At 37.7% G+C, this 23,648-nt stretch carries 23 protein-coding genes; 16 read left to right on the top strand and 7 right to left on the bottom strand.

What is annotated here, in order from left to right:
* Nucleotides 1-44: 44 nt before the first annotated feature.
* Nucleotides 45-185 carry a YjcZ family sporulation protein gene (locus B9N79_RS14340; protein WP_019392993.1) on the bottom strand — a complete coding sequence of 47 codons (141 nt, stop codon included), beginning with the start codon at nucleotides 183-185 and terminating at the stop codon, nucleotides 45-47.
* A 723-nt stretch (nucleotides 186-908) separates the two neighbouring features.
* Between B9N79_RS14340 and pdhA the strand changes: the two genes are divergently transcribed.
* From pdhA to B9N79_RS14370, 5 genes are all read left to right on the top strand, one after another.
* A complete protein-coding gene (pdhA, locus tag B9N79_RS14345; RefSeq protein ID WP_040058268.1) occupies nucleotides 909-2,024 on the top strand; it encodes a pyruvate dehydrogenase (acetyl-transferring) E1 component subunit alpha in 1,116 nt (371 codons plus the stop codon).
* A gap of 3 nt (nucleotides 2,025-2,027) precedes the next feature.
* On the top strand, nucleotides 2,028-3,005 hold the full coding sequence (locus B9N79_RS14350) for an alpha-ketoacid dehydrogenase subunit beta (RefSeq protein WP_019392995.1): 978 nt from the start codon (nucleotides 2,028-2,030) through the stop codon (nucleotides 3,003-3,005).
* Nucleotides 3,006-3,132: 127 nt separating this feature from the next.
* Nucleotides 3,133-4,416, top strand: coding sequence for a dihydrolipoamide acetyltransferase family protein (locus B9N79_RS14355; protein WP_019392996.1), 1,284 nt, complete (start codon nucleotides 3,133-3,135; stop codon nucleotides 4,414-4,416).
* A gap of 4 nt (nucleotides 4,417-4,420) precedes the next feature.
* Nucleotides 4,421-5,830, top strand: a complete 1,410-nt coding sequence (gene lpdA, locus B9N79_RS14360; RefSeq protein ID WP_019392997.1) for a dihydrolipoyl dehydrogenase — start codon at nucleotides 4,421-4,423, stop codon at nucleotides 5,828-5,830.
* 507 nt (nucleotides 5,831-6,337) lie between these two features.
* A complete protein-coding gene (locus B9N79_RS14370) occupies nucleotides 6,338-6,448 on the top strand; it encodes a GapA-binding peptide SR1P (protein ID WP_019392999.1) in 111 nt (36 codons plus the stop codon).
* Between the two features lie 47 nt (nucleotides 6,449-6,495).
* On the opposite strand, the gene B9N79_RS14375 is transcribed toward B9N79_RS14370, so the two are convergent.
* Nucleotides 6,496-7,971, bottom strand: a complete 1,476-nt coding sequence (locus B9N79_RS14375; protein WP_019393000.1) for an aminotransferase class I/II-fold pyridoxal phosphate-dependent enzyme — start codon at nucleotides 7,969-7,971, stop codon at nucleotides 6,496-6,498.
* A gap of 204 nt (nucleotides 7,972-8,175) precedes the next feature.
* Between B9N79_RS14375 and B9N79_RS14380 the strand changes: the two genes are divergently transcribed.
* The gene (locus B9N79_RS14380; RefSeq protein WP_019393001.1) at nucleotides 8,176-8,448 is read left to right on the top strand and encodes a UPF0223 family protein; all 273 of its coding nucleotides are present in this window, start codon (nucleotides 8,176-8,178) and stop codon (nucleotides 8,446-8,448) included.
* A gap of 28 nt (nucleotides 8,449-8,476) precedes the next feature.
* Here the strand turns inward: B9N79_RS14380 and B9N79_RS14385 are convergent, their stop codons facing one another.
* On the bottom strand, nucleotides 8,477-9,106 hold the full coding sequence (locus B9N79_RS14385) for a YktB family protein (RefSeq protein ID WP_040058266.1): 630 nt from the start codon (nucleotides 9,104-9,106) through the stop codon (nucleotides 8,477-8,479).
* A gap of 232 nt (nucleotides 9,107-9,338) precedes the next feature.
* Here B9N79_RS14385 and B9N79_RS14390 point away from each other — a divergent pair, with 232 nt between their 5' ends.
* The 3 genes from B9N79_RS14390 (at nucleotide 9,339) to B9N79_RS14400 (ending at nucleotide 10,974) form a co-directional block, all read left to right on the top strand.
* Complete coding sequence (locus B9N79_RS14390) at nucleotides 9,339-9,536, top strand: hypothetical protein (protein WP_019393003.1); 198 nt, start codon at nucleotides 9,339-9,341, stop codon at nucleotides 9,534-9,536.
* Nucleotides 9,537-9,712: 176 nt separating this feature from the next.
* Nucleotides 9,713-10,513, top strand: coding sequence for an inositol monophosphatase family protein (locus B9N79_RS14395; protein WP_019393004.1), 801 nt, complete (start codon nucleotides 9,713-9,715; stop codon nucleotides 10,511-10,513).
* Nucleotides 10,514-10,515: 2 nt separating this feature from the next.
* Nucleotides 10,516-10,974, top strand: coding sequence for a GNAT family N-acetyltransferase (locus tag B9N79_RS14400; protein WP_040058265.1), 459 nt, complete (start codon nucleotides 10,516-10,518; stop codon nucleotides 10,972-10,974).
* A 32-nt stretch (nucleotides 10,975-11,006) separates the two neighbouring features.
* On the opposite strand, the gene B9N79_RS14405 is transcribed toward B9N79_RS14400, so the two are convergent.
* The gene (locus tag B9N79_RS14405) at nucleotides 11,007-11,195 is read right to left on the bottom strand and encodes a YlaF family protein (RefSeq protein ID WP_372450232.1); all 189 of its coding nucleotides are present in this window, start codon (nucleotides 11,193-11,195) and stop codon (nucleotides 11,007-11,009) included.
* 168 nt (nucleotides 11,196-11,363) lie between these two features.
* On the opposite strand from B9N79_RS14405, the gene typA reads away from it, so the two are divergent.
* From typA to B9N79_RS14420, 3 genes are all read left to right on the top strand, one after another.
* Nucleotides 11,364-13,199 (top strand): translational GTPase TypA, encoded by a 1,836-nt coding sequence (gene typA / locus B9N79_RS14410; RefSeq protein WP_040058264.1) that lies wholly within the window; start codon nucleotides 11,364-11,366, stop codon nucleotides 13,197-13,199.
* Between the two features lie 48 nt (nucleotides 13,200-13,247).
* On the top strand, nucleotides 13,248-13,556 hold the full coding sequence (locus B9N79_RS14415) for a YlaH-like family protein (protein WP_026009607.1): 309 nt from the start codon (nucleotides 13,248-13,250) through the stop codon (nucleotides 13,554-13,556).
* A 67-nt stretch (nucleotides 13,557-13,623) separates the two neighbouring features.
* Nucleotides 13,624-13,824, top strand: a complete 201-nt coding sequence (locus tag B9N79_RS14420; RefSeq protein ID WP_019393009.1) for a YlaI family protein — start codon at nucleotides 13,624-13,626, stop codon at nucleotides 13,822-13,824.
* A gap of 266 nt (nucleotides 13,825-14,090) precedes the next feature.
* Here the strand turns inward: B9N79_RS14420 and B9N79_RS14425 are convergent, their stop codons facing one another.
* Nucleotides 14,091-14,690 carry a YhcN/YlaJ family sporulation lipoprotein gene (locus tag B9N79_RS14425; RefSeq protein ID WP_019393010.1) on the bottom strand — a complete coding sequence of 200 codons (600 nt, stop codon included), beginning with the start codon at nucleotides 14,688-14,690 and terminating at the stop codon, nucleotides 14,091-14,093.
* A gap of 238 nt (nucleotides 14,691-14,928) precedes the next feature.
* Here B9N79_RS14425 and B9N79_RS14430 point away from each other — a divergent pair, with 238 nt between their 5' ends.
* Entirely contained in the window at nucleotides 14,929-16,257 is a 1,329-nt protein-coding gene (locus B9N79_RS14430; protein WP_019393011.1) for a PhoH family protein, read from the top strand.
* Nucleotides 16,258-16,296: 39 nt separating this feature from the next.
* Here B9N79_RS14430 and B9N79_RS14435 read toward each other — a convergent pair whose 3' ends face one another.
* Complete coding sequence (locus tag B9N79_RS14435) at nucleotides 16,297-16,770, bottom strand: hypothetical protein (protein WP_040058263.1); 474 nt, start codon at nucleotides 16,768-16,770, stop codon at nucleotides 16,297-16,299.
* A 270-nt stretch (nucleotides 16,771-17,040) separates the two neighbouring features.
* On the opposite strand from B9N79_RS14435, the gene B9N79_RS14440 reads away from it, so the two are divergent.
* From B9N79_RS14440 to pyc, 3 genes are all read left to right on the top strand, one after another.
* Nucleotides 17,041-17,322: an Fpa/YlaN family protein gene (locus B9N79_RS14440; RefSeq protein WP_019393013.1), complete on the top strand. Its 282-nt coding sequence runs from the start codon at nucleotides 17,041-17,043 to the stop codon at nucleotides 17,320-17,322.
* A gap of 315 nt (nucleotides 17,323-17,637) precedes the next feature.
* Nucleotides 17,638-18,828, top strand: coding sequence for an FtsW/RodA/SpoVE family cell cycle protein (locus tag B9N79_RS14445; RefSeq protein WP_040058262.1), 1,191 nt, complete (start codon nucleotides 17,638-17,640; stop codon nucleotides 18,826-18,828).
* Between the two features lie 183 nt (nucleotides 18,829-19,011).
* The gene (gene pyc, locus B9N79_RS14450; protein ID WP_085118655.1) at nucleotides 19,012-22,461 is read left to right on the top strand and encodes a pyruvate carboxylase; all 3,450 of its coding nucleotides are present in this window, start codon (nucleotides 19,012-19,014) and stop codon (nucleotides 22,459-22,461) included.
* A gap of 34 nt (nucleotides 22,462-22,495) precedes the next feature.
* Here pyc and B9N79_RS14455 read toward each other — a convergent pair whose 3' ends face one another.
* On the bottom strand, nucleotides 22,496-23,401 hold the full coding sequence (locus B9N79_RS14455) for a COX15/CtaA family protein (RefSeq protein WP_040058260.1): 906 nt from the start codon (nucleotides 23,399-23,401) through the stop codon (nucleotides 22,496-22,498).
* Between the last annotated feature and the right edge of the window lie 247 nt (nucleotides 23,402-23,648).

The following is a 23,648-nucleotide window of genomic DNA, read 5'->3' on the forward strand; positions in this document are numbered from 1 at the left end:
AAAAATGGAGAATGCCGTTTTAGACATCCTCCTTTGTAATTTAATTAACAGAATATAGAAGCCCCAACAATAATTAATAGAATGAATAGAACAACAATTAAAACAAACCCATCATTTGTTCCACATTCTCCACCATAACTATATCCTTCATAACCACAGCAGTCATGTCCCCCATAACCGTACATCTCGTTTCCTCCTTTTAAATCCCTTTACCGACTTTAAAAAATGGTGTTTAAAACCGGATTACTATACATTATGACAAATGCTCTATGTGGTGTAGGTTGCTGCCTATGGAGAGAAAATAAGCTTGCATTTTTAAAAAAAATATAAGTATTAAAAAATTTTAAAAAGAAAAGACATCTTAAAAAATAGAGAATTTCCTTTTATATAACACGAAGGAAAAAAAGGAAAAAACAACTACGTGAACAATACACAAGAGTACATTTTGTCGCTATAACCTGAATTTTGCCGAGATTACGTTCCGCTGTGTAATGAGCATTGTCTGTTGAATAGACTATTATAATAGTACAGCAAACAATGTTGTATTAGTACAGAAGGGGATGTTTTTTGAAAGAGGAAGTTGGAAATAAAAAGGGTAGAAAATGTTGATGTAAATAGATTGACGAATTCTTTATAGTTGTTGTAAACTAGTCCTCGGAAAGAAAAAATTGTATTACTATTTCTTCGGCAGGAATTAATACAGTTAAACGTTACAACAAAATGTTTGTTTTCATTCTGACGCTGTTTTTGTCAAAAAAATAGGGGAAGAATACATAAAGAATGAGAAGCTAGAAAACAAAATGAGTTCAGCTTGCCTTTTTTGGTTATTCTAAGACAGGAACTATTTTAATACTAGTTTTTTACACTAAATTTGCAAACGTTTAAAACGAAAGGAAGAGGTGACGAGAATGGCTGCCAAAACTAAGAAATCAGTTTTAAATTTTGATAAGCAGCGTGAGGCAATTTCAAAGCAATTTGAAACGCTTCAAATTCTAAATGAGAAGGGCGAAGTTGTGAATGAAGCAGCAATGCCTAATTTAACAGATGAACAATTAGTGGAATTAATGCGTCGTATGGTTTATACACGTATTTTAGATCAACGTTCAATTTCTTTAAACCGTCAAGGACGTTTAGGTTTCTACGCTCCAACTGCTGGACAAGAAGCTTCTCAACTTGCATCTGAATTTGCATTAGAAAAACAAGACTGGATTTTACCTGGATATCGTGATGTTCCACAATTAATCTGGCACGGTCTTCCATTATATCAAGCGTTTTTATTCTCTCGCGGTCACTTTAAAGGTAACCAAATGCCTGAGGATCTTAATGCGCTTTCTCCACAAATCATTATCGGTGCTCAATATATCCAAACAGCAGGTGTTGCTCTTGGACTTAAAAAGCGCGGTAAAGAAGCAGTTGCAATCACTTACACTGGTGATGGCGGAGCTTCACAAGGGGATTTCTACGAAGGTATTAACTTTGCAGGTGCATTCAAAGCTCCAGCAATCTTCGTTGTTCAAAATAACCGTTTCGCAATTTCAACTCCTGTTGAAAAGCAATCTGCAGCAAGCACTGTAGCTCAAAAAGCAGTTGCAGCAGGTATTCCAGGAATTCAAGTAGACGGAATGGATGCTTTAGCAGTATATGCAGCTGTTCGCGAAGCTCGTGAGCGCGCTGTTCGTGGCGAAGGTCCAACATTAATTGAAACACTTTGCTACCGTTATGGTCCACATACAATGGCTGGTGACGATCCAACTCGCTACCGTACAGCTGAGCTTGATACTGAGTGGGAGCAAAAAGATCCACTAGTTCGTTTCCGTGCGTTCCTAGAAGCTAAAGGCTTATGGAATGAAGAAAAAGAAAACGAAGTAATTGATCAAGCTAAAGAAGACATTAAAGAAGCAATCAAAAAAGCTGATGCTGAACCAAAACAAAAAGTAACAGACTTAATGTCTATCATGTATGATAAAATGCCTTACAATTTAGAAGAACAATATGAAATTTATCAAGAGAAGGAGTCGAAGTAAGACATGGCGCAAATGACAATGATTCAAGCAATCACTGATGCATTACGCACAGAGATGAAAAACGATGAAAACGTCTTAGTATTCGGTGAAGACGTTGGTGTAAACGGTGGGGTTTTCCGTGCGACTGAAGGTCTTCAAAAAGAATTCGGCGAAGATCGTGTATTTGATACACCGCTTGCTGAATCTGGTATCGGCGGTCTTGCGCTTGGCCTTGGTCTAGAAGGATTCCGTCCAGTTCCAGAAATTCAATTCTTCGGTTTCGTATTTGAAGTAATGGATTCAATTTCTGGTCAAATGGCTCGTATGCGCTACCGTTCTGGTGGTCGTTGGACTTCTCCAGTTACAATCCGTTCTCCATTCGGTGGTGGAGTACATACGCCTGAACTTCACGCTGATAACTTAGAAGGATTAGTTGCTCAACAACCTGGTCTTAAAGTTGTTATTCCAGCAACTCCATATGATGCAAAAGGACTTTTAATTGCAGCGATCCGCGATAACGATCCTGTTATTTTCCTTGAGCACATGAAATTGTATCGTTCTTTCCGTGCGGAAGTACCTGAAGAAGAATATACAATTGAAATCGGAAAAGCTGATGTTAAACGTGAAGGAACAGACCTTTCTATCATTACTTACGGTGCAATGGTTCACTCTTCATTAAAAGCAGCTGAAGAACTTGAAAAAGAAGGCTACTCTGTAGAGGTTGTTGACCTTCGTACAGTAAGCCCATTAGATATCGACACAATTATTGCTTCTGTTGAGAAAACAGGTCGTGCACTTGTTGTTCAAGAAGCTCAAAAACAAGCAGGTATCGGTGCTAACGTTGTTGCTGAAATCAACGACCGCGCTATTCTTAGCCTTGAAGCGCCTGTACTACGTGTTGCAGCTCCTGATACTGTATTCCCATTCTCAGAAGCTGAAGGTGTTTGGTTACCAAACAACAACGACATCGTAGAAAAAGCAAAAGAAGTTCTTGAATTTTAATTGCTAATAAAGTAAACAAAGCACAAAATGGCTTTCCTTGACTGCTTCGCGCAGCCAAGGTAGCTGTTGTGCTTATCTATGTACTTTAAATCATAAAACATAATTTCTTACAGGAAGGTGAATGCTCGTGTCATTTGAATTTAAACTTCCAGATATCGGTGAAGGTATCCATGAAGGTGAAATCGTTAAGTGGTTCGTAAAGCCAGGAGACAAAATTAGTGAGGATGATGTACTTGCAGAAGTACAAAACGACAAAGCTGTTGTTGAAATCCCATCTCCAGTAGACGGAACAGTTGAAGAGTTAAAAGTTAGTGAAGGTGAAGTTGCGACAGTTGGTCAAGTTATCGTAACATTTGACGCACCTGGCTACGAAGACTTACAATTTAAAGGTAGCGATAGTGAAAGCTCTTCCAAAGAAGAACCAAAAGAAGAGAAAAAAGAAGAAGTACAAGATGCACCAGCAGCTAGTACTGAAGCAGTAGATACTGATCGCAACGTTATCGCAATGCCATCTGTACGTAAATATGCTCGTGAAAAAGGCATTGATATCCGTCAAGTAGCTGGTAGCGGTAAAAATGGTCGTATTCTAAAAGAAGATATTGATAGCTTTGTATCTGGTGGAGCACAACCTGCTGCACAAACAGAAGAAAAAGCTCCTGAAGCAGCTTCTGCAGCACCAAGTGCACCAGTAGCAGCTCCAGAAGGCGACTTCCCAGAAACTCGCGAGAAAATGAGCGGCATGCGTCGTGCAATCGCAAAAGCAATGGTGAACTCTAAGCATACGGCTCCACACGTTACACTTATGGACGAAGTAGATGTAACAAAACTTGTGGCTCACCGTAAGAAGTTCAAAGCAGTTGCAGCTGAGCAAGGAACAAAATTAACGTTCTTACCTTATGTTGTTAAAGCTTTAACATCTGCTCTTAAGAAGTTCCCAGCACTTAACACATCTATTGATGATGCAACAGATGAAGTAGTTCAAAAACATTACTACAACATCGGAATCGCAGCTGACACTGAAAAAGGTCTTGTTGTTCCAGTTGTAAAACACGCTGACCGCAAATCTGTTTTCTCTATCTCAGATGAGATCAACAGCCTAGCAGCTAAAGCGCGTGAAGGTAAACTTTCTGGTGCAGAAATGAAAGGTGCTTCTTGCACAATCACAAACATCGGTTCAGCTGGTGGACAATGGTTCACTCCAGTTATCAACCATCCTGAGGTAGCTATTTTAGGTATTGGTCGTATTGCTGAGAAACCAGTTGTAGTGGACGGTGAGATTGTTATCGCTCCAGTATTAGCTCTTTCTCTAAGCTTTGACCACCGTATGATTGATGGTGCTACAGCACAAAATGCATTAAACAACATCAAGCGTTTACTTAACGATCCAGAACTATTATTAATGGAGGCGTAATATCATGGTAGTAGGAGATTTCCCGATTGAAACAGATACTATTGTAGTTGGAGCAGGTCCTGGTGGATACGTTGCAGCAATCCGTGCAGCACAATTAGGACAAAAAGTAACAATTATCGAAAAAGCTAATCTTGGTGGAGTATGCTTAAACGTTGGTTGTATTCCTTCAAAAGCTCTTATCACAGCAGGTCACCGTATCGAGCATGCGAAGCATTCTGAAGATATGGGAATCACAGTTGACAACGTAAAAGTTGATTTCACAAAAGTTCAAGAGTGGAAAGCTGGCGTTGTTAACAAACTAACTGGCGGTGTTGAAGGTCTTCTTAAAGGAAATAAAGTGGATATCGTAAAAGGTGAAGCTTATTTCGTAGATCAAAACACACTTCGTGTTATGGACGAAAACTCTGCGCAAACATATACATTCAAAAATGTAATCATTGCAACAGGTTCTCGCCCAGTTGAAATTCCAGGATTCAAATTCTCTGAGCGCGTAATCAACTCAACAGGAGCTCTTGCTCTTAAAGAAATTCCTAAAAAGCTTGTTGTAATCGGTGGAGGTTACATCGGTACTGAGCTTGGAACTGCTTACGCTAACTTCGGAACAGAAGTAACAATTGTTGAAGCTGCTGATGATATTTTAGCTGGTTTCGAAAAACAAATGACTTCAATCGTTAAACGTGAACTTAAGAAAAAAGGAAACGTTACAGTTCATACAAAAGCTATGGCTAAAGGCGTTGAAGAAACTAAAGACGGCGTAAAAGTAACGTTTGAAGTAGGCGGAAAAGAAGAAACTGTTGAAGCAGACTATGTTCTTGTAACAGTTGGTCGTCGTCCAAATACTGACGAGCTAGGTCTTGAGCAACTTGGTATTGAAATGACTGATCGCGGTCTTATCAAAATTGACAAACAATGTCGTACAAACGTAAACAACGTGTACGCAATTGGTGATATTGTTGAAGGACCACCATTAGCACACAAAGCTTCTTATGAAGCAAAAATTGCTGCTGAAGCAATTAGCGGTGAGCCTTCTGAGATTGATTATCTTGGAATTCCTGCTGTATGTTTCACAGATCCAGAACTTGCATCTGTTGGTTATACAGAAGCGCAAGCAAAAGAAGACGGCATTGAAATTAAAGCAGCGAAATTCCCATTCGCAGCAAATGGACGTGCTCTTTCTCTTAACAGCACAGACGGTTTCTTAAAACTAATCACTCGTAAAGAAGACGGTGTAATTATCGGTGCTCAAATCGCAGGTAGTGGAGCTTCTGATATTATTTCAGAACTTAGCCTTGCAATTGAGTCTGGTATGACAGCTGAAGATGTTGCTTTAACAATTCACGCTCATCCAACTCTTGGAGAGATTACAATGGAAGCAGCTGAAGTTGCTCTTGGTACTCCAATTCATATGCTATAAGATAGATGAAGAAAAATCCCTTAGTCGAATGACTAAGGGATTTTTTTGTATACAATAAGAAAGCTTGCATATATATAGGACAAGGGTTTTGTTGGTGAGAGAGGAGGAGAAGGTTAAGGTGCTGTATCATATTTATATCTTACAATTTTTTATATGGTGTACATTTACATTTGTTGAGCATCTTTCTCATCGAGACCATCTTGGAGCCAAAGCAATACTCTTCATCGTTTTCGTATATTTAGGATACCTCATTGCTGAAATGTATTTAAAACATAAAAAAAGCGCTTTCTTTCTCACTGCAGTCTCTATGATCACTTTTTTTAGTATGCAAACTTTACTGTTTTCTTTTTTCTAGGCTGATGTTCTGAACAGAAAAGGGTTTATAAAACTTATTAATGTGTTATACAAATAAGCGTTGACATTTTAAATGTGACATAATATTATAGAAAACAAGAAGATAAAACGTTTTCAAAAATAACCTCAAAAGGCAAAAAGGAGCGCTATAAGATGGGAACAATTATTTGTCAAACATGCAGTGACACAATTGAGTATTTTGATGATGAGAAAGTATCAACGCTTTACGGAACGTGCCAATATTGTGAGGAAAAAGATAAATAGAATAATAGAATCATAAAATAAAAAAGCTCTGCATTTGCAGAGCTTTTTTATTTTATTGCTTTATGTTCTTTAATGACTCGAAGTGTCTTTAATGTGTGATCCTCAGGACCTTGAACAGGAAGACCTTCTTCAAGATTTTTCTTAATATATTGGAGGTTTTCTTCCATAATAATTTCTCCAGGAATAAAAATAGGAATCCCTGGTGGGTAAATCATGATAAATTCAGCTGTAATACGTCCTGAAGACTCTTCAAAAGGAACAACCTCTGTTTCTGCATAAAAAGCATCTCGAGGTGTTAGAGAGAGCACAGGGATGTCTGGTAAGAGCACCGAGATATCCTCAGAGCTTTGGACGTTGTCCTTACACTCGTTAACAAGTTCTGTTAGTGCTTCTATAAGCGTGTTAATATTCTCTATTGTATCTCCTGGTGTAATAATACAAAGCAAGTTATAAAGATCAGAAAGTTCTACTTCAATATTGAAGCGTTCACGCAACCATTTTTCTGCATCATAGCCTGAAATCCCAAGCTCTTTAATTGAAATAATAAGCTTGGTCGGATCCATATCATACGTTGCTTTCGTGCCAAGGATTTCACGTCCAATACAACGAATATATCCAATTTCATTAATTCTCTTACGTGCTGTCTCAGCAAGGTCAATAGCATACTCTGCAAGCTCTTTTCCTTCTGTTGCAAGTCTTTTACGAGCAACATCTAATGAAGCAAGCAAAATGTAAGATGTTGATGTTGTTGTTAACATGCTTAAGATGGACTGAACACGCTTTGGTGAAACAAGTCCTTCTTTCATATTAAGAATAGAGCTTCCTGTCAAAGATCCGCCTAATTTGTGCACACTTGTAGCAGCCATATCTGCTCCTGCTTGCATAGCTGATAGGGGAAGATCATCATGAAAATGAATGTGCACTCCATGAGCTTCATCAACAAGAACAGGAATTGAGAATGAATGAGCAAGCTCAACAATTCGCTTTAGATCTGCTGCAATTCCAAAATAAGTTGGATTAATAACAAGAACAGCTTTTGCATCTGGATGTTGATAAAGTGCTTTTTCTACTGCGTCTGTTGTAATGCCGTGTGAAATTCCTAAATCAGGATCAATTTCAGGATGAATAAAAACAGGTGTAGCTCCTGAAAATATGATAGCACTCATAACAGATTTATGAACGTTACGTGGAACTAAAATTTTGTCTCCAGGTCCACAAACAGACATCACCATCGCTATAATGGCTCCGCTTGTACCTTGTACAGAGAAAAATGTATGATCAGCTCCAAAAGCGCGAGCAGCAAGTTTTTGAGCTTCTTGAATCATTCCGCCTGGCTGATGGAGATCATCAAGCGGTGCAATATTAATCAAATCTATAGAAAGGGCATTTTCCCCAATAAACGAGCGAAATTCTTCATCCATTCCACGACCTTTTTTATGACCTGGAATATGAAATTGAATCGGGTCTTTTTTAGCATGCTCAATAAGACCTGTAAAAAGGGGTGTTTCAAACTGTGAAGACAATATACTAATCCCACCTTAATTATCAAACTTAAAAAACAAATGAATTATAGCACTTATAGAATGGTTTGCAAAGCTCTTTTTCATAGCTTTTCCGTTTTGAAAGGAAAAATAAAAAGAAGTTCTAAAAAAAGAAAAGAAGTTGCGTTTATTCTATATTGTGAGGCACAATGTTAAAAGAGAAGTAAATGATAGGAGATGAAAGATATGGAATATCAATATCCAATTTCAATTGATTGGAGTACAGATGAAATTGTTGATGTTGTTCGCTTTTTTGAAGCAATTGAAAAAGCGTATGAAAAAGGAATTTCGCGTGAACAGCTTATGAGCACATATAGACGTTTTAAAGAAATTGTCCCAAGCAAATCAGAGGAAAAACAAATTTGCAATGAATTTGAAGAACAAAGTCATTACTCACCGTATCGAACGGTCAAAAAAGCAAAAGATGCACCAGAAGAAACTTTTATTCGGATGAGATAAAAAAGAAGAGCAACTTGCTCTTCTTTTTTTAGATTGTAGCTCCTAATTTATATAGAGGAAGCAGCGTTGTAAAGGCATCTTTAAACGTTTGGTCCCATTCATCTTTTGACATCTCTAGCGCCTCTTTTTGCGGAATACGTAAACCACAAAGGATTTCTGCTTTTTTTACACTTTCTAAGCGGTCAAAGAGAGCTGTTAAATCTTCTCTTGATAAACCCTCCATTGAGATAGTATCAGGCTTCGTATGGTCTTTTGACCAAACAAAATAAGCTGGGATCCTATTTTCGATTTCCTCAATATGTGTTTTTAAAACTTTTCCATACTCTGTTTTTATATCTGCTTCATAAATAACAGCAAACCAAATAAAGACGTGAGACTCAAAAAGTCCAATTTGGAAATGTGGATGTCTTTTATAGCCGCGCTTATTTGCTGCAAAAGCAACCCACGTATCTTTTGGCGGATTGACAGAGCGTCTGGCGTGTTTTGCAACATGTGCAAACATTTCTTCCTGACATAGAGAAGATAGAAATGGCGCATATATTTCGCCTAAGCTTTCTAGCTTTGGACGTACTTGTTTTTTTAATTCGCCCATACGCTCATCAAGACCATCCACTGTAAAAACATTAAAGTCTTCTTTTGTAAATCTCTCAAATTCCATGGTGTACCTCCAGATGAATGTTTTTTTTAGAATAGGTAAGGGTAACTAATAAGTAATCATATCACAAGTTAGATGGAACAATAGAAGTTAAAACCTTTAAAGCCTATTTTTAAAACTTTCTTACAAATGTAGTTACAAGACATAAATGTTCTACATACGATATAAAAATAATATATTCTGAATATTAAAACTTTTCGTCAAGCTTGTTATGTTAAGAGAGGGGGCTTCAACAATGAAGCAAGTAGTAAATATTCACAAAAAAACCGAATATACAAACCGTTTAGCAGTGTTGAGGATGGAACTTGATTATGAGCTTGCCACTTTGTACGAAGCAATGATTGAAGAAAATGAGGAACAAAAACTAAAAAGTAAACAAAAATTAGAAGAACTTCGTCAAGAGCTATTGAAGTACAGCGAAAAAAAACAATAATATGAGCATTATAAAAAAATAAAACTTGTTTAGACTATACAGGTCTGTATAGTCTCTTGTTATGAAGGTTTTAGAATAACAACTATAAAAAAGGATGAAACTTGATTTGTGGCGCTGATTTTCATAAGCTACTTTTATAACTTAATTTTAGTTTGACTTTTAAGGGGGTTTGAAAAATGGAAGATTTTTGGAAAGATATTTATACATATGCTACATCATGGGTAAAAGAAGCGGGGGAAATGATTAAAGATTCGTTTAGTAAAGAGCTTCTTATTGAAACAAAGTCAAATCCAAATGATCTTGTTACAAACATGGACAAAGATGTTGAAACGTTTTTATATGAAAAAATTCAAGAAACGTTTCCAACGCACCGTATTGTAGGAGAAGAGGGACATGGAACAGATGTTACTTCAGCAGAAGGGATCTTATGGGTTATTGATCCTATTGACGGTACAATGAATTTCGTCCATCAGCAGCGTAATTTTGCTATTTCCATTGGCATATTTGACCAGGGCGTAGGGAAAATAGGATTGATTTATGATGTTATGCATGATGAGCTTTATCATACAATTCGTGGAAACGGAGCATATATGAATGATATCAAGCTTCCAATGCTTACTGAATCACCTGTAAAAGAAGCTATCCTTTCCCTAAACGCTACATGGGTAACAGATAATCATCGCATTGATCCAGCGGTTCTTTCTCCTCTTGTAAAAGATGTTAGAGGAACGAGATCATATGGTTCTGCTGCTCTAGAGCTTGCTTACATTGCCGCTGGACGTCTTGATGGGTATATAACGATGAGACTTGCTCCATGGGATTTTGCCGGTGGTCTTGTATTGATTGAGGAAGTAGGAGGAGTAGTTACTAATGTTTATGGAGAGGAACTTAATATTTTAGAAAAAAATAGTGTTTTTGCTGGTGAAAAAGCATTTCATAAAGAAGTACTTCAAACGTACATTAATAAAAAGAGGTAACTATGGAAAAACTGTCGTTTCGTTCATATACAGATGAAGACTTCCCGTTTTTTCAACAGTTAGTTTTGGCAAGCGAAGAATGGGAGAGCGAAGAATGCTCTGCAGAGAATCTTCCTGTTTACTTAAAAAAATATGAAATGCTTCAAGGCCATTGGACGATATATGAACAAGCAGGAGAAAAGGTAGGACTCTCTTATAGTCTACCTTGGGCGCCATCCAATGAAAAACCTTGGCTTGGCACACTACTTGTCAAAGAATCACGAAGAGGACAAGGAATCGGAAAGGAAATTATTGCAAGAACTGCCGAGCATTTTCGGGGAAATCATAAAGCTTTTTTTTGTGCTTGTCCTGTTGAAAAAACAAGCTGGCTACAATTTCTGGCTTCGTGTGGCTTTGAGCAATTTAAAGTAGAAAAAAATGAGGAAGAAAAAGAATACGTTATTTTAGTTTATCCTCTTTAAAAAAAAGCTATAAAAAGGACAAAACGTCCTTTTTATAGCTTTCCAGCTTCACGAAGTTTCTTTTTTGTCGTAAAACCAAGTCCAATAATAACAATAAGTGCAACAATACAACCAATTACTCCAACAATGCTACCTTCTCCGAGAAAAACCCCAATTAACATAATTGATAGCGTTCCCAAGATCGCATATAAAAGTAAACCCCATTTAATTGACTTCAACATAAACCCTCCCAAATGACCTTCATATTGTGAATAATATCTTAAGTGTACCGAAAAACCGAAAGCATTTCTAGTTTCTTTATGTTATAATATCCTAGGCATTAGCTTGATATGTGTGAAATTTGGATAAGCTAGTGAAGTATTTACACAAAAGTATGGGAGTTGAAGGGCTTGAACATTCGTCAAGACTTACGAAATATTGCAATTATTGCCCACGTAGACCATGGGAAAACAACACTTGTAGATCAGCTGTTACATCAATCTGGAACGTTTCGTGCTAACGAGCAAGTTCACGAACGTGCAATGGATTCAAATGATCTAGAACGTGAGCGAGGAATTACAATCCTAGCAAAAAATACGGGCATTCATTATAAAGATAAACGTATTAATATTTTAGATACACCAGGACATGCTGACTTCGGTGGAGAAGTAGAACGTATCATGAAAATGGTAGATGGCGTTCTTTTGGTTGTCGATGCTTATGAAGGGTGTATGCCTCAAACGCGTTTTGTTCTTAAAAAAGCGCTAGAGCAAAATTTAACACCAATTGTTGTTGTAAACAAAATTGACCGTGACTTTGCTCGTCCAGCAGAAGTTGTGGACGAAGTAATCGATCTTTTAATCGAGCTTGATGCAACTGAAGAACAGCTTGAATTTCCTGTTGTTTATGCATCAGCAATTAACGGAACAGCAAGCCGCAATCCGGAAAAGCAGGATGAGAATATGGAAAGCTTATTCGATGCTATCATTGAGCACATTCCAGCACCTGTTGATAACAGTGAAGAGCCGCTACAGTTCCAAATTGCTATGCTTGACTACAACGACTATGTAGGCCGTATTGGAGTTGGACGCGTTTTCCGCGGAACAATGAAAGTTGGTCAACAAGTTGCACTTATGAAAGTTGACGGTTCTGTTAAACAGTTCCGTGTAACAAAAATGTTTGGTTTTATCGGCTTAAAACGCGTTGAGATTGAAGAAGCAAAAGCAGGAGATTTAATCGCTGTATCTGGAATGGAAGACATCAACGTTGGAGAAACTGTTTGTCCTGTAGATCATCAGGAAGCACTTCCTGTTCTTCGTATTGATGAGCCAACTCTACAAATGACGTTCCTTGTGAACAACAGTCCTTTTGCGGGTAGAGAAGGTAAATTCGTAACAGCGCGTAAAATTGAAGAGCGCTTGATGTCAGAACTTGAAACAGACGTAAGTTTACGTGTTGACCCTACTGATTCTCCTGATGCTTGGGTTATTTCAGGACGCGGAGAGCTTCACCTTTCAATTTTAATTGAAAACATGCGTCGTCAAGGTTACGAACTTCAAGTATCAAAACCAGAAGTTATCATCAAAGATATTGATGGTGTTCGTTCTGAGCCTGTTGAGCGCGTACAAATCGACGTACCAGAAGAGTACACAGGTTCAATTATGGAATCAATGGGAGCTCGTAAAGGTGAAATGTTAGATATGACAAACAACGGCAATGGCCAAGTTCGTCTAATCTTCATGGTACCTTCTCGTGGTCTTATCGGTTACACAACGGAGTTTCTATCATTAACTCGCGGATACGGCATCATTAACCATAGCTTTGATAGCTATCAACCAATGCAAGCTGGTCAAGTTGGTGGACGTCGCCAAGGTGTGTTAGTATCAATGGAAACAGGTAAGGCTTCTTCATACGGAATTATGCAAGTTGAAGAACGTGGCGTAATTTTTGTTGAGCCAAACACAGAAGTTTATGAAGGTATGATTGTTGGAGAACATTCTCGTGAAAATGATCTTGTTGTTAATATTTCAAAAACGAAGCATGCAACAAACGTTCGTTCTGCAACAAAAGACCAAACAGTAACAATGAAAAAACCTCGTATTATGTCTCTTGAAGAATCATTAGAATATCTAAACGAAGACGAATATTGTGAAATTACACCAGAATCTATTCGTCTACGTAAGAAGGTTCTAGATAAAAACGAGCGCGAAAAAGCAGCTAAAAAGAAAAAGCTTGCAAATAAATAAAGATAAGTGTGGCCTTAAAAGTTAATATTTAAAGGAGCGTGATTGATGATGGGTGTAAGTGAACGCCTTCAGTTTTTTGCGAAGCTTTTTAAAGTGGACGAAAACCCCGAAGCGGGCATGTGGTTATTGTACTTTACCATTCTTTTGCTAGCCGTTGTTGTATACAATTTAGGTTTTGCGCGAAAGCTGCCTATCATCAAGAACGTGATCATTTATGCATTACTAGCTTTTGGCTGCACAATTCTTACATTTTTCGGTGCCTTTTTACCTGTAGCAGAAGGCTTGCTCATTGCGGCTATTGTGCTTGGAGTTTACAAAGTGCGTTTGCATCAAGCAAAGAAAAACGAACAAATGTAGAAAAGCGGGATAGCGTTGTTGGACGTTATCCTGTTTTTATAAGCAAAAAGGTTGTTGAGGTGGAGAAATGAGAGTTCAATGCGTAATTTGTGATGTAATTGAAACAATTGATAACGAATTACCGTTAGCCAAAAAAGTTAGAAATCGTCCTATTCATACATATATGTGTCAAACGTGTCATGACCGTATTACAAAGCGTACAGAAGAGCGAAAAGCAACGGGGAACTTTAAGCTTTATGAATCGAAAAAGGACGAAGATGAATGGTAAGAGTTTCAGATGTAAATGTAGTGTAAAAAAAGGGTGAATAAGTAAGGGAATTTTCTGAATTCTATTTTCATTTCTTCTAAAACACGTTATGATAAACATAATCTTTACTGATTATTGTAAAGAGATTGTAAGGCAACTATCAATCCTGTCAATGGAAGAGGTGGTAGAAATGTCAAACAGAAACGTAGCATGTACATTTACGATGAAATTTATAAAAGTAGATAAAAACGCTTAGTCTTTGCATGGAAAAAGACTAAGCGTTTTTATTATTCTTTATCTTGAAGTTCATTATTAGATTGATCGTTCTGTTCTTTTTGTAGTTCTTGCTGATTTTGTTCATTCAAGCGATCATTATTTGTATTTGTTTCATTCGGGTGTTTTTGTCTTATTTCATTAGACATTTCAGGTACAAAACGATCTACAATTGCTGCGAGTTCGTCGAGAACGCCTGTTACAGGACGTCCGTTTCTAATTTCTTGTGCCATCCCTTGTAAACGAGAGAACGTATCAGGATCAGCAATAACAACAGCATTCGCACCGTTTGGGTCATGTTTAAGGCTTTCAGCAACGGCATACTTGATAGAACTTACTTCTGAACGATCAAGGTCACTTCCAACATCGATGCCAACAATAGCGTATCTTCCAACAACAACGGCTGTTGCACGTTCAACTTTCGGGACGTCTGTTGCAAGGTTTATCAGTCGTTGGGAGATAGCGTTATTTGATTGTTGTTCTTCAGGTTGGGGAGTTGTATTTTTTACTCGTACTAAATTATCATTGTTTCTTTCATCGTTTGCTGCACTGTTATTTTGACAGCCTGTTAGAAATACTACAAGTAGTACAAGCCACATAAAGTATTTTTGCATACAGCAATCTCTCCTTTTATAGTGCGTAATATGGCGATGAGACCTTTTTAAAACTTCTTTGAACATATAGCTAGCACAGGAACAATGGCTTTTCTAAATTATTGTCTGTTCATTCTTCTATCTTTATGCATGGCTACATATAGTAAAAGAAGTAGAGGATTATTGTCATATTACATAGAAAGGTGAGAGTATCGGGTGCTTATTCTTCAAAGAAGACAAATGGAGGGGGCAAAAACCTTTGAAAAAGATTTATGTGTTAGATACGAACGTACTATTACAAGATCCACACTCTATTTTCTCTTTTAAAGATAATGAAGTCGTTATTCCAGCTGTTGTACTGGAAGAAGTCGATTCTAAAAAGAGATATATGGATGAAGTAGGGAGAAATGCCAGACAAGTATCTAAACTTATCGATGGTTTTCGTCAGCATGGCCGACTTCATGAGAAAATTCCGTTAGAAAATGGGGGTTCACTGCGGATTGAGCTTAATCATCGGTCATTTCATCAACTTCAAGAAGTATTTGTAGAGAAAACAAACGACAATCGCATTCTTGCAGTCGCAAAAAATCTCTCTCTTGAGGAAGAAACAAAAGAAGAAGGAAGACAGGTTATCCTTGTTAGTAAAGATACGCTTGTACGTGTCAAAGCAGATGCGATTGGTCTTTTAGCAGAGGACTTTTTAAGCGACCGAGTTGTCGAAGTAAACCACCTTTACTCGGGTTTTCTTGATCTTTACATTCCAAAAGACGAGCTTAATCGTTTTTACGAAAAAGGTGAGCTTAGTTTATCACAGTGGGCAAATCATCCGTTCTATCCACATCAATTTGTTGTGATGAAAGATGCATTTGGAGGCTCTGGTTCTGCTGTTGGGATTGTTGATTCAACAGGAGAGAAAGTGAAAAAGTTATTGTTTGATTATGAGCATATTTGGGGAGTGAAACCGAGAAACGTTCAGCAGACAATGGCGCTTGAACTTTTGCTCCGAGATGATATACCACTTATTACCCTTATCGGCAAAGCAGGAACAGGTAAAACGCTTTTAGCATTGGCATCAGGCCTTATGCAAACAGAAGATTTGGGGTATTATAAGAAATTGCTTGTTGCGAGACCAATTGTTCCAGTAGGGAAAGATTTAGGGTTTCTACCAGGAGAAAAACAAGAAAAGCTCAGACCATGGATGCAGCCTATTTATGATAACTTGGAATATCTATTCAATACGAAAAAACCTGGAGAGCTTGACGCTATTTTAGCAGGAATGGGTTCTATCGAAGTAGAAGCTTTAACATATATAAGAGGAAGAAGTATTCCAGATCAGTTCATCATTATTGATGAAGCCCAAAATTTATCTAAACACGAAGTGAAAACGATTTTAACCCGCGTTGGAGAAGGAAGTAAAATTGTTCTTATGGGAGATCCTGCCCAAATTGATCATCCATATTTAGATGAATACAACAATGGGTTAACATACGTACTAGAAAGGTTTAAAGAACAAAAAGTAGCCGGTCACGTACAGCTTGTGAAAGGAGAGCGTTCTGAACTCGCGCAGCTAGCTGCTGATCTGTTGTAAAATAAGACCGTTTCCTCTAGCTGAGGAAACGGAGCTTAATTAACGAACTTGAAATTCTGTAACGTGTGTTGCTTTTGTGGTGCCATCGTTTTTTAGAAGATGCACAGGGCCATCATCTTTAAGCGGTTTGCCATCTTTTGAAAAGGCTAACAAATAGGTATAGGCTTCTTCAAGAGGTACAATGACTTCACCCTTTTGAGTTATAACGGCAAGCTCACAAGCATCACTGAGCGGCTCGGCATTTTTTAAAAAATGAGAAAGGTGAATAGCAAATGATCCTGTTAAAATACGTTCACGTTCGTATTTACGTTCAGATTTCAAAGTAGGAGGAGAAACGTTTCCTTCACTAATTTCACGAGACCACTGTCTTGCTGTTAATTCTTTTGAATCGCTTTCATCATTTTGTCTTTTAAGCGTTTGTCTTTCAACTTTGCGGTCATCAAAAATCCAGACGCTTGGATCTAATGTAATTGGATAAGATACTTTTCCTTTTAAGATGATAATATCATTCACTATGAAAAACTCCCTTTGTTTACAATAATTAATCTCCGCTCTTTTAGTATAAAGAACAAGAACAAAGCTGTCATCTTGAAATTATGAATGTTCTTAATAAATCAACAATCTTCGTTAGCAGCCTATTTTATGAATGTAAAAAGTCTTTTATTTTTTAAAATTGTTCATCGTAATTTGGAATGAACCACTTGTTTTTTCTTGCAATTTAGTTCGTTTAACTGTATGATTTATAGATAGAATAGGAAATCGCTCGGGAACGGAGGGATTAATTTGACGCCTGAGGTTGCAGTAGATCATCGTGAAAGAGCATACGCACTGCTAAAGGCGGATGCGGAGAAGATTTTGAAGCTTATTCAAGTTCAAATGGATAACTTAACAATGCCGCAATGTCCTCTTTATGAAGAGGTTTTAGATACACAAATGTTCGGCTTATCACGTGAAATTGACTTTGCGGTAAGACTTCATCTTATCGAGGAAGATAAGGGGAAGCAACTATTAGATCGCCTAGAACGTGAACTATCAGCCCTACATGAAGCCTTTACAAAAAAATAAGAAATATAAAAACTCAAACTTAGGCTCAGTCGGTTTGAGTTTTTATCATTTTACGTTATAAGAGGGCAATAATCCCTAGTTTCGTTCTCTCTCATTCAAAAGTAGGAGATTTCTTATTTCATACATAAAGGAATTTGTGCCTAAAAGGAAGAAAAGATAAAAATAAGAACTTTTTGTCTATAGTGCTCAACTTTCAAAAAGGACAGGTTTTAGACTTACTTAGAAAGGGATATACCCTACACACATGCTGCACCTTACTTATAACACAGACAACTTTTTCATCTCAACGATGTTGAAGGGACGAGGGAAGAGACTATGTTTAAAAAGATGTTTCGAAACTATGACTATTCAATTATTATTGCGCTTGTTCTTCTGTGCTCAATTGGCCTTGTAATGGTTTACAGTGCAAGCGTGATTACGGCTGTTTCAAGATATGATTTTGCACCAGATCACTTCTATCAAAGGCAGAAACTCTCGTTGATTATTGGAGCGCTCGTGTTTTTTGTGACGATGATTGTTCCATATCAGCTTTATGCTCGCTTTATTAAAGGAATATTAGCGCTCGTCGTTGTTGGACTCTTTCTCGTGAGTTTATTTGGACATGTTTCGAACAATGCCGCAAGTTGGCTACGTTTTGGGGGCTTGAGTATTCAGCCTTCTGAATTTGTAAAACTCGCCATTGTTCTCTATTTGGCAATGGTGCTTGAAAAACGTCAGCCATATCTTAATGATTTTAAAAGAGCATTTACAGGACCGGTTTTAATCGTTATATTCTTAACTGGATTAATTGCTGTTCAACCAGATTTTGGAACAGCCATGATTGTATTAGGGATTGCTGCCGCTGTTCTTCTTTGTTCAGGTATTAATAAGTACACATTTAGAAAGTTTTTGGCTCTAGGGGTTGGGTGTATTCTTGTTATCCTGCCAATAGCTTGGATGACAGGGTATATCTCACCAACAAGAATTGCCCGTGTTACAACAATGTTAGATCCATTCAAAGATGCATCAGGAGAAGGATTTCAGCTTGTTAATGCATATATAGCGATGGGCTCTGGAGGATTTTTTGGAGCTGGTCTTGGTCAAAGTGTGCAAAAGTACGGCTATCTCCCAGAATCACATACAGATGCCATTATTGCGATTATTGCAGAGGAATTAGGATTTGTTGGTGTAGCTACAGTCTTATTTCTCCTTGCATTTATTATTATTAAAACATTGCTGCTTGCTAAAAAATGTCAAGATGTATATGGAAGTTTAATTTGTATTGGAATTGCCACAACAATTGGAATTCAAGCCTTTTTCAATTTAGGTGGAATTACAGGTGTTATTCCCCTTACAGGTGTTCCACTTCCTTTTGTAAGCTACGGAGGAACCTCAATTTTACTTTTACTAGCCTCAATGGGAATTGTTGTTAATATATCTATGTTTACAAATTATCGAAGTAAGAAAGCAGAAGGAGAAGAATCCCCTTTGAGAGCTGTAGATTCAAAGGAAGAGAGCTCTTTTTGAAAAAAAACAGTGAATAATATGTCGAAAAACCACGAAATGTAAGCGTACATCTTCGTGGTTTTTTGACATGTTATTCAGAAAATTTACACATAACCCTTGTGAGCATTAAAAAGTTCAAGTAATATATCTTCATATAGCAAATTTTTTGATGTAAAGTTTTTGATGTAAAGGGGAGAGGGTAAAATGAGCACAGTAACAAAAAATATTGGGAAAGTTTTAGTTGCAAACAGAGGAGAAATTGCAATTCGAATTTTTCGTGCTTGTACAGAGCTGAACATTCGAACGGTTGCAATTTATTCGAAAGAGGATACAGGATCCTTCCACAGATATAAAGCAGATGAAGCATATTTGGTTGGTGAGGGGAAAAAACCAATTGATGCATATCTTGATATCGAAAATATTATTGAAATTGCTAAAGAACATAACGTCGATGCCATTCACCCAGGGTATGGTTTCTTATCAGAAAATATCCAATTTGCAAGGCGCTGTGAAGAAGAAGGATTAACTTTTATTGGACCAAAAAGTAAACATTTAGATATGTTTGGAGATAAAGTAAAAGCTCGTCACCAAGCAGTAAGCGCTGGGATTCCTGTTATCCCAGGTACAGATGGTCCTGTTTCGTCACTAAGTGAAGTTGAAGAATTCGGTGAAAAATATGACTACCCATTGATGATTAAAGCATCTCTAGGCGGCGGTGGCCGTGGAATGAGAATTGTCCGCAGTCATTCTGGACTAAAGGAAGCTTATGAGCGAGCAAAATCTGAAGCAAAAGCAGCATTTGGAAACGATGAAGTATATGTTGAGAAATGTATTGAAAATCCAAAGCATATTGAAGTACAAATTCTTGGAGATCATGATGGAAATATCGTTCACTTATATGAGCGTGATTGCTCTATTCAGCGTCGCCATCAGAAAGTAGTGGAAGTTGCGCCAAGTTTATCGCTTGGTGAAGATCTTCGCCAAAGAATTTGTGACGCAGCAGTTAAGCTGGCAAAAAACATCCAGTACATAAACGCTGGAACTGTTGAGTTTCTCGTAGCTGGAGACGAATTCTACTTCATTGAAGTAAATCCACGTGTACAAGTAGAGCATACAATTACAGAGATGATTACAGGGGTCGATATTGTACAATCTCAAATTCTAATTGCTGATGGCTATTCTTTACATGAAAATGCGATTGGAATACCATTACAAGAAGATATTAAAACAAACGGTTATGCAATTCAATCTCGTGTAACAACAGAAGATCCACAAAACAATTTTATGCCTGATACAGGTAAAATTATGGCCTATCGTTCAAGCGGTGGTTTTGGAGTTCGTTTAGATACAGGAAACAGTTTTCAAGGAGCCGTTATCACACCGTACTATGATTCGCTTCTTGTAAAAGTAACAACATGGGCTTTAACTTTTGAACAAGCTGCAGCTAAAATGGTGCGAAATTTAAAAGAATTCCGAATCCGTGGAATTAAAACAAACATTGCCTTTTTAGAAAATGTTGTAAAGCATGAAAAGTTTTTAAAAGGAGATTATGATACGTCGTTTATTGATGCTTCTCCAGAGCTTTTTGTCTTTCCTAAGCGAAAAGACCGTGGAACGAAAATGCTCTCTTATATCGGAAATGTCACAATTAACGGCTTTCCTGGAATTGGAACGAATAAAAAACCGGTTTTTGAGAAGCCACGTGTTCCAAAGATTTCAAGCAGTGAGCCATTTGTAGACGGAACTAAACAAATTTTAGATAAAGAAGGCGCAGAAGGTCTTGTAGATTGGGTAAAACAACGAAAAGAAGTTCTTCTTACAGATACAACGTTCAGAGACGGTCATCAATCATTGCTAGCAACGCGCGTGCGTACACATGATTTGAAAAAAATTGCAGAACCAACGTCGCGTTTACTTCCTGAACTATTTTCAATGGAAATGTGGGGAGGCGCTACATTTGATGTTGCTTACCGCTTCCTTAAGGAAGATCCATGGAATCGCTTAATTGAACTTCGTAAGCAAGCGCCAAACGTACTATTTCAAATGCTTCTACGCGCATCAAATGCGGTTGGTTACAAAAACTACCCTGACAATGTTATTAAAGAGTTCGTGGAAAAGTCAGCACAAGCAGGTATTGATGTTTTCCGTATTTTTGATAGCTTGAACTGGGTTGATGGTATGCGTCTTGCAATCGACTCTGTTCGTGATACAGGTAAGATTGCAGAAGCGGCAATATGCTACACAGGAGACATTTCAGACCCAACTCGCCGTAAATATAACCTAAACTACTACACAGACTTAGCAAAAGAGCTACAGGAATCAGGAGCCCATATTCTAGGCATTAAAGATATGGCAGGGTTATTGAAGCCTCAATCAGCATATGAACTTGTATCAGCTTTAAAAGATAAAATTGATATTCCAATTCACTTACACACGCATGATACAAGCGGAAATGGAATCTTCACATATGCGAAAGCTATTGAAGCAGGAGTCGATATTGTCGATGTAGCAGTAAGTTCAATGTCTGGTTTAACTTCACAGCCTAGTGCAAGCACGCTTTACTATGCGCTTGAAGGAACGGACAGAAAGCCTGGAGTAGCTGTTGAGAACCTTGAGAAGCTTGGACACTATTGGGAAGATGTTCGTAAGTATTACAGCGCATTTGAAAGTGGAATGAATGCTCCGCATACAGAAGTGTACGTTCATGAAATGCCTGGTGGACAATATAGCAATCTGCAGCAGCAAGCAAAAGGCGTTGGGCTTGGTGAGCGCTGGGATGAAGTGAAAGCTATGTATGCGCGCGTAAACGAGATGTTTGGAGATATCGTGAAAGTAACGCCTTCTTCAAAAATTGTAGGGGATATGGCACTTTATATGGTGCAAAATAACTTAACAGAAGATGATGTATATGACAGAGGAGAAACGCTTGATTTTCCTGATTCTGTTGTTGAGTTTTTTGAAGGTTATCTTGGTCAGCCTCATGGTGGTTTCCCAAAAGAGCTTCAGCGCATCATTCTTAAAGGGCGTGAGCCAATCACAGTTCGTCCTGGTGAGCTGTTAAAACCAGCTGATTTTAAAGAGATTCGCGATACCTTATTCCATAAGCTTAACAGACCTGTAACAAGCTTTGATGTTATCGCATCTGCTCTATATCCAAAAGTATTTCTAGATTATCAAAAAACGCTTGAACAGTTTGGGGATATGTCTGTATTAGATACGCCAACATTCCTTTATGGCATGCGTTTAGGCGAAGAAATTGAAGTAGAAATTGAGCGTGGTAAAACACTTATTGTTAAGCTTGTATCAATTGGAGAGCCTGCAGCAGACGGAACGAGAGTCGTTTATTTTGAGCTTAACGGTCAGTCTCGTGAAGTTGTGATAAAAGATGAGAGTATTAAATCAACTGTTGCTGTTAAGGTTAAAGCAGATAGACAAAATCAGAATCATATTGGTGCTTCAATGCCAGGTACAGTTGTGAAAGTCCTTGTTGAAAAAGGAGAGAAAGTCTCAAAAGGTGATCATTTAATGATTACAGAGTCAATGAAGATGGAAACAACAGTACAAGCTCCGTTTGATGGTGTCATTACAGAGATTTATGCTAAAAACGGTGAAGGAATTAGCACGGGTGACTTATTAGCGGAAATTCAAAAATAAAAAAAAGCGACGAGTTCTCTCGTCGCTTTTTTTATTATATACGTTTTTTCTTTTTATCTCGACTTGCTACCATTACTAAATAACTTAGAACACCGAATAGACAGCTAATAAATAATGAATGTGAAAGGGAGAAGAAAAGACTTAGTTTTGTGTAGACAACAAGCACTCCTGACAATGCCTGCAGGCAAACAAGCACAAGAGATGCTAACCATCCATAATAAATGTTCTTTTGATCTTTATAATGTTTCGCAGCATGAATGAAAGCGATCAAAATAAGAACAAAAATAAGACCAGCAGCCATTCTGTGAGCCATTTGAACCCATTCATTAAATTGTGTTGGCATATTCGTCCCATAGCAGAATGGTACATCAGGGCAAGCAAGACTTGACTCTGTATGACGAACGAACGCTCCTGAATATACAACAATAAAACTATAGGCTAGTGTTCCATAAATAAATCCTCTCATTGGTTTGCGGATAGATACGTTATCAGCATCAAGTTTTTTATCCACTTCAAAGATTAATAGAGTAAGAAGAAGAACAGAAGCAAATGAAACAAGAGAAACACCAAAGTGTAAAGCCATAATGATATCTGATTGTCCCCAAACTACTGCTCCTGCTCCAAGAAGCGCTTGTAGAACAAGGAACACAAGAGACATGATTGATAAGAACTTCGTTTCACGAATATGTCCAATTGCAATCCATGACCAAATACATAAAGCTAGGACGATAAAACCGCCGACTCCTGTTACTACACGGTGAGCAAGCTCAATGATAAGCTCAGGAGTAATATTACTTGGAATAAGCTCTCCGTGGCAAAGTGGCCAAGAACGTCCACAGCCCATGCCAGATCCGGTCTTTGTTACGAGTGCCCCACCTAATAAAATAAACAACATCGCAAGTGTTGTAATAACAGATAATACTTTTAAACCGCGTTGCAAATTATTCACCATCCTCATTGTCAATAGCATCTTTTGTTAAGTATGTTGTTGTGAAATGTTATAAAGGCGCTTCTTTATCCTATCATAAATTCTTTTATGAAAAAGACAAGAAAAAAGGAAGAGGTGCAGGAAAAAAAACGTTTACCACAGAAATGTAAACTTATAGAAAATAGCTAACTTTTAGCATGAAAGCGCTACAATTTGTGGTATGCTAAGAGAAAAGTATTAAAAACTCTCCAAGATTACG

The organism is Priestia filamentosa (assembly GCF_900177535.1).
Lineage (GTDB): Bacteria > Bacillota > Bacilli > Bacillales > Bacillaceae_H > Bacillus_I > Bacillus_I filamentosa.